The sequence below is a fragment of the Thioclava sp. ES.031 genome (genome assembly GCF_002563775.1).
GTDB lineage: Bacteria > Pseudomonadota > Alphaproteobacteria > Rhodobacterales > Rhodobacteraceae > Thioclava.
On record NZ_PDJO01000001.1, the window covers coordinates 645,837 to 657,891 of the forward strand.

A 12,055-nucleotide genomic window follows, 5' to 3' on the forward strand; every position below is an offset into this window, starting at 1 on the left:
ATCGACCCGTTCGGCACGCCTCGCAAGCGCGTTCCGGTATCTTCATGAAAACGGCGGCCCGGGAAAAATCTGTTCGACCCTCCTATAGGCGCTCCCAGTGTGGGAGGAAACCGGGCCATGTTTTCGTCATCACCCGGAGAAGCTATCTCCCGCTCGCCGCATAAGCCCAGATCCCGACCCATTCCTTGATCGCAAGATCCAGCGTGTCGAGATGGCCCGCGAGATTCCAGCCGATGCCATCGAGAAACCCCTCTGCGCGATAATCGACAGGGTAGGGGATGAGCCCGTCCCATCCGGCGCGCTCAAAGCTCGCCATCGCGCGTCTCATGTGGAACGCGCTGGTGACAAGGAGCCAAGTCTCCTCTGGTCTGGGCTGGGCGAGGTTGTAGCTGAAACGTGCATTCTCGGTGGTGTTGCGCGAGCGGCTCTCGAGAAGAAGCCGGGGCTGTGGAATACCCGTTTCGCGAAACGCCGCGGCCATGACGTCGGCGCCCGGCATGCTCTCTCGTGCCAGATCGTGCAGGGCGCCGCTGCCGCCAGAGAGCAGGATCCTGGCATCCGGAAAGCGATGCGCCAGGCCGAGCCCGGTGGTGACGCGCTCGGCGGCGGCGTTGAGTTGGACCTGGTGGTGGCGAGCCGTGCCGGCACCGTCTTCGGCACCGCCCAGGACGATGATCCCATCGACATGGGTGAGCCGCGGGTTGGCCGGATAGGTCCGCTCCAGGGGCGCGATGAGGAGATCGCCAAGGGGAAATATCCCCAGAGCGAGGAGGCTCGCCAGCGCTACGGAAAGCATCCTGCGTGCCGCGCGCAGGCGCCCGCTCACGAGCGCGATCAGCGCGCCTGTGAGTAAAAGCGCTTCCCAGGTTTCTGCGCGTAGCAGGAGAGCTATGAGCTTGGAGGCGACGAAGACAAGCGTATCCATGGCGCCCTTGTCGGCACTGTCGCCCCGGCCCGCAATCCCGCCGTTCGAAAAACCTAGCTATAGTCTGTCATATAGCTAGTTTTCCCGGCGCCGTTTTGCGCACCGGTCTCCTGCCCGTTTTTTCAGGTCGCCCTCTTATCCTCGAGCGAGAGCCAGCAAAGGAAAGAGGTGATCCATGAGCTATCAGTTTGTCCATATCGAATGCTATTCGGCGGCCCCACGCAAGGTGAAGGAAGCGCCCGAGCAGGTGAACACGGCCGAGCAGGTCTTTGGCGAGGCGATGCGGGTGCCACGCTATTCGGGCCATGTCGCCGAGCCGAAAGCGCCGATCAAGCTTGACGGCACGACGACGCTCAAGAAGCTCGAGGTGCTCTGGACCGAGAAGGTGCAGAAGATCCGTGAGACCGTGAAAAGTGCGAAAGGCACGAGCTATCAGCGTCGGCTGCGCCGGGATGCAGCGACGCTCTACACGGAAATTCACTCGCACCCCCTTTCGGTGGAGGCCTTCAGGCGTGATGAGAAGTGCTATCGTCCGCAAATCCTCAGCTGGGCGGAACGGGTGCTCACGCATTTCGAAAGGCGCATGCCCAAGGGAATTGAGTGGGCAGCAGTGCTGCATCTCGATGAGACCCATGTCCACCTCCACATCCTTGCGATCAATGTCGAAGACCCGAAACTCGATGCGAACAAGCTGCATGCGGGCAAGCGCGCAGCCGCGGAGGTTCGCGCCTCCTGCGAGACCCCTTCGGCCATTTGCTCTCTCCCGCGCCCCATCCCCAAGCCTCTTCCGCCGAGGCCGCGCAAACGGGCTCTTGGCAAACGACCGGAGACCATCGCGCGCAACAAGGTGCATAATGCCACGCGTCTCGAGGCGTGGCGCTCGGCTTCACGAAAGGCGCACGCTGAGAATGCCCAGACGCTTGCGGAGTGGAAGGAAGAGAACCGCACCCATCTGAAGGCGGCTCGAAAACTGCGGGGTGAGGTTCCGGAAATGGTCGCCTACCGTGCGGCCATGCGTCAGTTCCAGGACGATTACCACCGGGCGGTCGGAGAGCACTGCGGGCTCTTGCGCGACGGGCCGCGAAAAGCGCGGCTATCGACGAAGCAACATGCCGCGCGCAAAGCGATTGCGGCACAGATGCAGGGGGCGTTCGCGGAGCTCGACCGAAGAGCCCTGGATTTTGCGCAAAAGCAGGCCGCCCTGCGCGATGTCATCGCGGCGCTTTCCGACGGCCGTGCCGAAATCTCGGGTGGCGACATCGTGATGGAGGATATGCCTGCCTCCCTCAAGGCGCTCGGTGACACTGCGGAGGACTGGATGATCCGTGCTGTGCTGGATCTCTTGGTGCGGGCTGGTGAGGCCGGGGTTGGTGCGCTGCAGCCGGCGCGCGATGAGGAGTTTGACGGACCGGGAATGCAGTGATCTGGGCAGCGACGGCCAGCGGAAAAAGGGCAGGCGGCCTGAACAGTTGCTGCCAAGCTGCGCGCCTTGGCTGCGGACGAACCTTCGCTGCCACGAAGGGCACAGTTTTGACGCCTATGTCATGCTGTGATGGTGGCTCCGGACACTCAGGTTGCTCTGGTTGCTAGCCAATATAGCCCGGTTATCAAAACGTCGCTGACCGATCGCGAGATGCCAGAAAATCACACATGGTTGTCATTACCGTTGTCGCGAGCAAGCTAGTCACAATTTTGAACGCGCATTGACACGTCTTGTCATCTAGGCTCCAGCTCTCGCAGAGAATGCCATCTCTGACGCTGACGGTTTCACGACAAAACTGGTGCGCCAATTCAGAGTTGTGCGGTCTATCAAGAAATTCCGTGCGCGATAGACGTCGCTGCTATTGACACGCTAAGAACATGAGATGGCATTTTCACTCAAACAGCTTCGCTACTTTATCGCGGTCGCCGAGGCCGGCACCGTGTCGGGCGCCGCGCAAACGCTTGCGATCTCACAATCCGCGGTGACCGAAGCGATCCGTGAGTTGGAGGCTGATCTCGGCGTGCAGTTGTTCACTCGTCATGCACGCGGGCTAGAGATTACACATAAAGGACATCAGTTTCTGCGCCATGCCACGGGCATTCTCGCGAGGGTCGCCGATGCCCGACATGCCTTGACGCAGGAGAGCGACGACCTGACCGGGACCCTGCATGTAGGGGTGACGTCGCTCGTGGCGGGCTATGTGCTATCGGATATTCTTGCCCGGTTCCGGCGTGCCAATCCGCAAGTCGAGGTGACGGCATCGGAAGACTCGGGCGATTACCTCGAGCATCTCCTAGTCGGCGGAGAGTTGGACGTGGCGGTGATGGTGACTAGCAACATGCGCGACCGCATGGCGCTACAGAGCGAGATCATCGATACCTCTCCCTACCAGCTCTGGCTGCCCAACGGGCACGAGCTGACGACGCGGACCTCCGTCTCGATTGAGGATCTCACGGGCGAGCCGATGATCATGTTGAGGATCGACGAGGTCGAGGAAGCGACGCGCAAGCTGCTGTCGGCGTTTGGGGCGCGCCCGCGTGTGGCTTTTCGAACCCGCTCTGTGGAGGCCGTGCGCTCGCTGGTCGCGACGGGCGCGGGAATCGCGCTCTTGCCGGAAATGGTCTATCGCCGCTGGTCTCTCGAAGGGGACCGCATCGTGTCCAGAGATGTGTCGGGAAGCCTTCCAGTTGTGCAGGTTGGAGTCGTTTGGAGAAAAGGTGCCCCTCTTTCGCGTGTGGCGCGTGAATTTGTTCTTGCGGCGCAAGTCCATAAAAATACGCGATGATTCCAAGGTATCTGTTTTTTCGATAGCTAAAACCTGAGAATTGAATTTGTGAAAGCTCACGGAGTTTCACAGGCTGGTGTGCAAGAGAGTTCCAACTCTCGTTGCAACAGGGAAAGTCATCATGAAACAGTTTTTCAAAGCCTGCGTATCAGGCCTTGCACTCACGGCTGCCACAACGCTTCCGCTGCAGGCCGCCGATATGCTGAGTGAAGTGGGCGCAGGGGAAGGCAGCGTCTCCATCGTCGCATGGCCGGGTTACATCGAGCGCGGCGAGACCGATCCGGCCTTCGACTGGGTCACCAAGTTTGAAGAGGCGACGAGCTGCAAGGTCGAAATCAAAACCGCCAACACCTCGGACGAAATGGTCGCATTGATGAACGAAGGGGGCTTCGATCTAGTGACTGCTTCGGGCGATGCTTCGTTGCGCCTGATTGCAGGTGGTCGCGTGCAGCCGGTCAATATCGATCTGATCCCAAGCTGGTCGCGCGTCGATGATCGCCTGAAGGACGCCCCGTGGCACACCGTCAAAGGCACCCATTACGGCACGCCCTTCATGTGGGGGCCGAACGTGCTGATGTATAACACCGAGGTGTTCGGCGAGGCGCCCAAAAGCTGGAACGTCGTGTTCGAGGAGATGACCCTCCCGGATGGCGAAAGCAACAAGGGGCGCGTGCAGGCATATGACGGGCCGATCTACATCGCGGATGCCGCGATGTATTTGATGGCCCACAAGCCCGAGCTTGGCATCACCAGCCCTTATGAGCTTAACGAAGACCAATATGCCGCCGCGCTCGATCTTCTACGCACGCAACGCACGCTGGTGTCGCGCTATTGGCATGACGCTTTCATCCAGATCGACGATTTCAAGAACGAAGGTATGGTGGCCTCCTCCTCCTGGCCGTTCATGGTCAACCTGCTCAAGGCCGACGGCCTGCCGATCGCGTCTGTGATTCCGCAAGAGGGCGCAACGGGCTGGGCCGATACGCTGATGCTCCATTCTGAGGCCGCACACCCGAATTGCGCCTATATGTTCATGGAGCATTCGCTGAATTCGAACCTGCAATCCGATCTCTCGGTGTGGTTTGGTGCAGTGCCCTCCGTGCCCGAGGCTTGCACCGACGGATCGGGGATGCAAACCGCTGCGGGCTGTTCCGAGAACGGTCTCGACGATTTCGACAAGATCAAGTTCTGGCAAACTCCGGTGTCGAACTGTGACGGCCAAGACAATTGCGTGCCCTACTACCGCTGGGTGTCCGACTACATCGGTGTGATTGGCGGCCGCTAATCGCTCCAGACCGCCCGGAGCCGACCCCTTTTCGGGTCCGGGCGCATTCTCCCAGAAAGACCAAAGATGACTGATGCCGTGACCTTCCAAGGCGTTTCGCGCCATTTCGGATCCGTAAAAGCCGTGGACGAGGTCGACCTTTCGATCCGTGATGGAGAATTCTTCGCCATGCTCGGCCCATCCGGTTCGGGTAAGACGACCTGCCTGCGTCTTATCGCGGGGTTCGAACAACCGACCGCCGGGCATATTGCGATTTTTGGTGAACGTGCCGAGGGCGTGCCGCCCTATCTGCGCAACGTGAATACTGTATTTCAGAACTACGCATTGTTTCCGCATATGAATGTGCGCGAGAACGTGGCTTTCGGGTTGCGGGTGAAGGGCGTGGGAAAGGCTGAGCGTTCCCGCGCTGCCGAAGAGGCTTTGGAACTTGTCGAACTGAGCGGCTATGGTGATCGCCGCGCTGGGGAGTTGTCTGGCGGGCAACGCCAGCGTGTCGCGCTGGCGCGCGCGTTGATCAACAAGCCGCGCGTGGTGTTACTGGACGAGCCTTTGGGGGCGCTTGATCTAAAGTTGCGCGAGCAGATGCAGGAAGAGCTGCGCAAGTTGCAACTCGCGCTGGGTCTTACCTTTGTGTTCGTCACCCACGATCAGGACGAGGCGCTGTCGATGGCCGATCGTGTTGCCGTCTTCGCTGAGGGGAAAATCCAGCAGATCGGCACCTCCGAAGAAATCTACCGCTGCCCCAATACGCGTTTCGTGGCCGATTTTGTCGGCTCCTCCAACGTGCTTCCCGCCGATCTGGCGGGAGTCGGGGATGTGGGCCAATGGGCCTCGCTGCGCCCCGAGGATGTGGTGCTTGATCCTGCCGGGCGAGAGGCGACGGTCACGGGTCGGTTCTTTCACGGCCGGGTGACCAAGCTTTCGCTCATTCTTGCGGGGCAAAGCCTGACCGCTCTGATCCCGGCGCGCGAAGATACCCCTGATGTGGGCGAGGCGGCGCGGATTTCCTGGGACCCTGCGCGGGTGCATCTGATGGAGCGGGAAGCATGAGCGATCTAAGCTCAAATGCTGCGCTTTTCGCCCCGCGCTCCGGGCCGCTGGCGCGTGCGGTGGACTGGATCATCCGCCACCCTCGCATGTTCGTCTTTCTTCTGGTGTTGCCGATCACGCTGTGGCTGGGGATCGTCTATATCGGCGCGCTCATCGCACTGCTGATCCAGAGCTTCTTCTCCATCGACGAATTTTCGGGCGTCGTGGTCCATGAGTTTACGCTGAAAACCTATGGCGAGCTGCTGCGGCCCTACAATCTCGACATCATCCTGCGCACCGTGGCGATGGCCGCATCGGTTACGATCGCCGCGGCGATCCTGGCCTTTCCTATCGCCTATTTTGCTGCTCGCTATGCGAAGGGCAAATGGAAGGCGCTGTTTTACGTGGGCGTCATGTTGCCGCTCTGGTCGAGCTATCTGGTCAAGGTTTACGCTTGGAAGCTCGTGCTTGCCAAGGAAGGCATCCTGAACTGGATTTTTGCCAAGCTGCATCTGACATGGCTGCTGGAGGGGGTTTTATCGTTGCCCGTGATCGGCGGAAATTCCTTGTCGGTCAGCTATATCGGCACCTTCCTCGTATTTCTCTATATCTGGTTGCCCTACATGATCATTCCCGTGCAGGCGGCTTTGGAGCGGGTCTCCAAAGATCTCACCGAGGCCGCTTCCGATCTTGGCGCAACGCCAAGGCAGAACTTTCGCATGGTGTTGCTGCCTCTCGCGCTTCCGGGAGTGGTGGCTGGCTCGATTTTCACCTTTTCGCTGACTCTGGGCGACTACATCGTGCCCCAGATCGTGGGCAATTCGCGCCTCTTCATCGGGCAGGCGGTCTATACCCAGCAGGGCACGGCTGGGAACATCCCGCTTGCCGCCGCCTTCACCGTGGTGCCGATCGTGATCATGGGCATCTACCTGTGGGGCGCACGCAAGATGGGAGCATTCGATGCACTCTGACAACCGATCTCCTCTGGGTCTCAAGCTGGCCGCATTCGGTGGGCTCGTTTTCCTGCTCGCCCCCATCGCGCTGATTTTCCTCTACGCCTTCTCGACTGAGGAGAAGAGCTTTCAATGGCCGCCGCCCGGTTACACGCTGAAATGGATCGGTGTCACCTTGGGGCGCAAGGATGTCTGGGAGGCCATGGCCCTTTCGGTGAAAGTTGCGGCGATCTCGACCAGTCTGGCGCTGATCTTGGGCACGTTGACAGCCGCTGCTGTGGCGCGCTCCAAGTTTTTTGGCCGCGAAACAATTTCGCTTCTGGTGATCCTGCCCATCGCTTTGCCGGGAATCATCACCGGGATTTCCCTGCGCTCGGCCTTCTCTTTGCTGGATATTCCGTTCAGCACTTGGACCATCGTTTTGGGCCACGCGACTTTTTGTATCGTGATTGTCTATAACAATGCGGTGGCGCGGTTTCGGCGCACGTCGGGGGCGCTGATCGATGCCGCCATGGATCTGGGCGCGGACGGGGTGCAGACCTTCCGCCTCGTGATCCTGCCCAATATCGCAACCGCCTTGCTGGCGGGTGGGATGCTGGCCTTTGCCCTCAGTTTCGATGAGGTCATCGTCACCACTTTCACCGCTGGCAACCAAACCACTCTGCCGATCTGGATGCTCGAAGAGCTCGTCCGCCCACGCCAGCGCCCTGTGACCAATGTGGTCGCGATGGCGGTGGTCCTTGTGACGGTCCTTCCAATCCTCGCGGCCTATTACCTCACAAAAGACGGCGAACACACCGCCGGTTCAGACAAATAAAAACAGGGAGATCCCCATGGACACGCAAATGCTGATCGGCGCAAAGCTCGTTTCCGGCACCGAGACTGAGGAGAGCATCCTCAACCCGCGCACCGGTGAGATCATCACCACGCTGCCCGAAGCTTCTCTTGCGCAGGTCGAAGAGGCGGTGGACGCCGCTGAGAAGGCTTTCACAGCTTGGTCGCGCACCACGCCTGCCGAACGTTCGGGCTATCTGCTTAAGATCGCTGACCGGATCGAGGCGGAGGCGGAAAAACTTGCGGTGCTTGAGGCGCTCAATTGCGGTAAACCCGGCCAGCTCGCGCTGGGGGATGAACTTCCCGCCATCGTGGATTGCTTCCGGTTTTTCGCGGGCGCGGTGCGTTGCATGACCGGGCCGGTGGCAGGGGAATATCTTGAAGGACATACGTCGATGGTCCGCCGCGATCCGATCGGCATCGTCGCCTCGATCGCGCCCTGGAACTATCCGCTGATGATGATGGCTTGGAAGATCGCGCCTGCGATTGGGGCGGGGAATACGGTGGTGTTCAAACCGTCCGAGCAGACCCCGCTGACCGCGTTGGCCATGGCAAATATCTTTGCCGAGGTGTTGCCCGAAGGCGTTGTGAACATCATTCTAGGTCGCGGCGAAACGGTGGGCTCTGCGCTGATTAACCATCCGAAAGTGGCGATGATTTCGGTTACTGGCGATATCGCGACGGGGCGTAAGATTTTGGAAGCCGCCAACAAGACGATCAAGCGCACGCATCTTGAACTGGGCGGCAAGGCCCCAGTTATCGTGTTCAACGATGCTGATCTCGAGGCCACCATTGAAGGGCTGCGCGCCTTCAGTTTCTACAATGCGGGCCAAGACTGCACCGCCGCCTGCCGCGTCTATGTGCAGGGCGAGGTCTACGACAAGTTTGTCGCTGGTTTGACGGATGCGGTCGCACAGATCTCTTATGGTCACGAGGATGACAGCCTTAACGAGATCGGGCCGCTCATTTCGCAGCGCCAGAGCGACCGGGTTGCGAGTTTCGTGGCGCGCGCGCGCGAAGCCAATCATATCGAGATCACCACTGGGGGCGAACGACCCGAGGGGCGGGGATTCTACTACAAGCCTACGGTGGTTGCGGGCGCTCTTCAGACCGATGAGATCGTGCGGCGCGAGGTCTTTGGCCCCGTGGTCTCCGTCACGCGGTTCGACGATCCCGACGATGCGATCAAATGGGCCAATGACAGCGATTATGGCCTCGCCTCGTCGGTGTGGACCAAGGACGTGTCCAAGGGAATGCAGGTTGCCGCGAGGCTGCAATATGGTTGTACTTGGGTTAATACCCATTTCATGCTGACCAATGAGATGCCGCACGGAGGCATGAAACAATCGGGATATGGCAAGGATATGTCTTCCTACGCCTTAGAGGATTACTCGGTCGTCAGGCACGTTATGGTTGCCCATTAGGCGCGGCATGATGGCTGGTGACGGACACCAATGAGTTGGAGCGAATTGACGTGCGCATGTCGGTGGCTGGAAAGGGGCGCTTCTTCGCAACATTCTAGCGCTCGGCTAAGGTGGCTGCTAAATGCTGATATGCCTTTTGTGCTGATCTGGGACGGGTTTGTCTTTAGCCCGCGCGACTTAGGCAACATCACCGACCCGCATTTGCGGGCCGGGATGACGCGCGCGATCTGTCTCGGTTTCAAACGGGGCATGCGACGTGAATAGCCCCGCGTTTCTCAGATGGCTTGCAGACAATCGTATCCTTGTTCGCTATGCCCTACCGGACCGCGGGCGCAGAGGATAAGTGGAGGGCGCTCGAAAGGACCACTGGGAGCGGAAATAGGACAGCAAGCGTGAAGACGAGCTCAGCTGGCATCAGGACAGTCCACGCTCTCGCCGGGGTATTTGGGAGAAGCTTCCTCCGGGAAAAGATCCTCGTATCGTCAAACCGCGTAACACTCATCAACCAAACTGAAGATGGGTGATAGCGTGCGCCATGCCGCGATGCACAAAACCTCCAAGGCGACCGTTTACTATGACGGAGGGTGTCCGTTGTGTCGCGCGGAGATCGGTCTCTATAGGGAGACGCCGGGCGCGGAGGCGCTCGCGTTCGTCGATCTCTCCGAGCCGAGCGCGACCCTGCCTGACGGGCTGAGCCGGGCCGATGCGCTGGCACGTTTCCACGTCCGCAAGGGGGATGGGCATCTCGTCTCGGGGGCTGCCGCTTTCGTCGAACTTTGGTCCCATCTTCCGCGCTGGCGTGGTCTGGCGCGCATCGCACGGTGGCCGTTCGTCAAGGCCCTCCTCGAACTGACCTATCGCGTCTTTCTGAAACTGCGCCCCGGCGTCGTCTGGCTCTTCGTCAGGCTCACAGGACGACGCGCCCGATGAGCGCGTCCCCGGTGGAGCGACCCAGAGACTACTGGCGCGTGGGCTTTCTCGCGATGGCGCTCGCCACGGCGAGTATCCCGATTTATATCCACCTGCCGAGTTTCGCGGCCACGCGACTTGATCTGTCGCTTGGTCAAGTCGGAGCGATCCTGCTGCTGATCCGGATCGTGGATTTCCTGCAGGATCCGCTGTTGGGATATGTGACAGACCGTTGGGCGCGTTTTCGAGCTGGGTTCGCAGTCCTTGCGATGGGGCTGCTCGCGGCGGGCTGCGTGGCGGTGTTTTCGCTGCCACTGGAGGGACATCCTGCGCTCTGGCTGACCGGGGGGCTGGTCGTGGCGTTTACGGGCTATAGCCTTGGGACGATCCTGATCTACGGCCAGAGCGCTGCCTTCGCGGGCACGGGGCAGCCCCGGGCGCAGCTGAGCCTTGCGGGTTGGCGCGAAACGGGTGTTCTGATCGGTGTGACTCTCGGGGCGATTGCGCCGACGCTGCTTGCGAATGTCTCCGCGCAAGAAGATGGTTATGTGGCGTTCGGCTGGCTCATCGCGGGTCTGGCTCTAATCGCGACGGTGTTGGCACGGCCGCTGTGGTGCAAGACGCAAGTGGCGTCGATGCGACTGAACTGGCGAGGGCTGATCGGGTCCGGCGCAGGCTGGCTCCTGCTGCTGGCCTTCGTCAACAGCCTGCCGGTGGCGGTGACATCGACGCTTTTTCTGTTCTTCGTGGGAGACCGTCTTGGCCTGCCTGATCTCGCCGGGCCCTTCCTCATCCTTTTCTTCATCGCCGCGGGCGCAAGCGCGCCTGTCTGGGGACGTCTCGCCCGACGTGTCGGCGCCCGCCGGGTGCTTCTGGCCGCGATGATCCTCGCGATCGTGAGTTTCATCGGCGCGTTCAGCCTGCCGCCGGGCGCCGCGTTGTCCTTCGCGGCGATCTGCATCGGCTCGGGCATCGCGCTTGGCGCGGATATGGTGATCCTCTCGGCGCTCTTTGCCGCCGCCCTGTCGCGTGCGGGGCTTCAGGCGGGGCAGGCCTTCGGGATCTGGAACTTCAGCGCCAAGGCGACGCTGGCGATCGCCGCCGGGACCGTGCTGCCGCTGCTTCAGTATTTCGGCTACCAGCCCGATGGCGAGAACAGCCGGGCGGCACTCGATGCGCTCAATGTCAGCTATGCGCTCGTGCCCTGCGCGCTGAAACTGGCGGCGATCGCCCTCGTGCTGCGATTGCCGCGTGATATTCTTGACCCCGCAACCTGAGGCTGGAGGATACCCGTGCCCCTCAAATTCCTGCTCACGATCGCAATGCTCGTTGGCGCGACGATCTCTGCCCAAGGTGAACCGATGCCCCCAGAAATGCCCCCAGAGACCTTTTCGAACCACCCAGAGACCCGCTGGCGTGTCTTCACCGATACGGTGATGGGCGGCGTCTCGACGGGGCAGGTCAGCTTCGAGCGCGAGGGCGCCACGCATTTCGCCCGCCTCAGCGGCAAGGTCAGCACTGAGAACCGCGGTGGTTTCATCCAGATGCAGATGAAACTCGATGCGCCACCAGAGGGCGCGCGCGGCGTGCGGATCGTCATGCGCGGCAATGACGAGGATTACTTTGTCCATCTGCGCAGCCGCACGATGCTGTTGCCCTGGCAATATTATCAGGCTCGTTTTCACGCGACTGCACGCTGGACGGAGGTTCAACTACCCTTCACAGCTTTCACGCCATCGGGCGGAATGCTGCGCGCCGAGCCTCGCGCGAAAGACCTCAAATCCATCGGCGTCGTTGCCTATGGCAAGGATTATGAGGCCTCCGTCGACGTTAAGGAAATCGGCTTTTACTGAATGCGGACTGGTCGGCCCCTCGCAGACCGACGATCGCGCGGCTCCGCCCCTTGCGCCGCAACGAGGGGACAGGGC

The 12,055-nt window shown here is 60.8% G+C and carries 11 protein-coding genes; 10 read left to right on the top strand and 1 reads right to left on the bottom strand.

Translation table 11 applies throughout. The annotated features are described in order from the left end of the window. Positions 1 to 142: 142 nt before the first annotated feature. Positions 143 to 925, bottom strand: coding sequence for a YdcF family protein (locus tag AXZ77_RS03270; protein WP_098410015.1), 783 nt, complete (start codon positions 923 to 925; stop codon positions 143 to 145). 175 nt (positions 926 to 1,100) lie between these two features. Between AXZ77_RS03270 and AXZ77_RS03275 the strand changes: the two genes are divergently transcribed. From AXZ77_RS03275 to AXZ77_RS03320, 10 genes are all read left to right on the top strand, one after another. Next, on the top strand, positions 1,101 to 2,348 hold the full coding sequence (locus tag AXZ77_RS03275) for a Mob protein (RefSeq protein WP_098410016.1): 1,248 nt from the start codon (positions 1,101 to 1,103) through the stop codon (positions 2,346 to 2,348). A 442-nt stretch (positions 2,349 to 2,790) separates the two neighbouring features. Continuing rightward, positions 2,791 to 3,693 carry a LysR family transcriptional regulator gene (locus AXZ77_RS03280; protein WP_098410017.1) on the top strand — a complete coding sequence of 301 codons (903 nt, stop codon included), beginning with the start codon at positions 2,791 to 2,793 and terminating at the stop codon, positions 3,691 to 3,693. Between the two features lie 121 nt (positions 3,694 to 3,814). Then, positions 3,815 to 4,978, top strand: a complete 1,164-nt coding sequence (locus AXZ77_RS03285; protein WP_098410018.1) for an ABC transporter substrate-binding protein — start codon at positions 3,815 to 3,817, stop codon at positions 4,976 to 4,978. Between the two features lie 66 nt (positions 4,979 to 5,044). Next, positions 5,045 to 6,028, top strand: a complete 984-nt coding sequence (locus tag AXZ77_RS03290) for an ABC transporter ATP-binding protein (RefSeq protein WP_098410019.1) — start codon at positions 5,045 to 5,047, stop codon at positions 6,026 to 6,028. Further along, entirely contained in the window at positions 6,025 to 6,978 is a 954-nt protein-coding gene (locus tag AXZ77_RS03295) for an ABC transporter permease (protein WP_078530832.1), read from the top strand. Before AXZ77_RS03290 ends, AXZ77_RS03295 begins: the two co-directional genes overlap by 4 nt. Next, on the top strand, positions 6,968 to 7,777 hold the full coding sequence (locus AXZ77_RS03300) for an ABC transporter permease (RefSeq protein WP_078530831.1): 810 nt from the start codon (positions 6,968 to 6,970) through the stop codon (positions 7,775 to 7,777). Before AXZ77_RS03295 ends, AXZ77_RS03300 begins: the two co-directional genes overlap by 11 nt. A gap of 16 nt (positions 7,778 to 7,793) precedes the next feature. Then, the gene (locus tag AXZ77_RS03305) at positions 7,794 to 9,218 is read left to right on the top strand and encodes a gamma-aminobutyraldehyde dehydrogenase (RefSeq protein WP_098410020.1); all 1,425 of its coding nucleotides are present in this window, start codon (positions 7,794 to 7,796) and stop codon (positions 9,216 to 9,218) included. Between the two features lie 516 nt (positions 9,219 to 9,734). Then, on the top strand, positions 9,735 to 10,148 hold the full coding sequence (locus AXZ77_RS03310; RefSeq protein WP_098410021.1) for a thiol-disulfide oxidoreductase DCC family protein: 414 nt from the start codon (positions 9,735 to 9,737) through the stop codon (positions 10,146 to 10,148). Beyond that, positions 10,145 to 11,404, top strand: a complete 1,260-nt coding sequence (locus tag AXZ77_RS03315) for an MFS transporter (RefSeq protein ID WP_255266399.1) — start codon at positions 10,145 to 10,147, stop codon at positions 11,402 to 11,404. The genes AXZ77_RS03310 and AXZ77_RS03315 overlap by 4 nt, the downstream gene beginning before the upstream one ends. Before the next feature lie 15 nt (positions 11,405 to 11,419). Next, complete coding sequence (locus tag AXZ77_RS03320; protein ID WP_255266400.1) at positions 11,420 to 11,980, top strand: CIA30 family protein; 561 nt, start codon at positions 11,420 to 11,422, stop codon at positions 11,978 to 11,980. Positions 11,981 to 12,055: the final 75 nt, after the last annotated feature.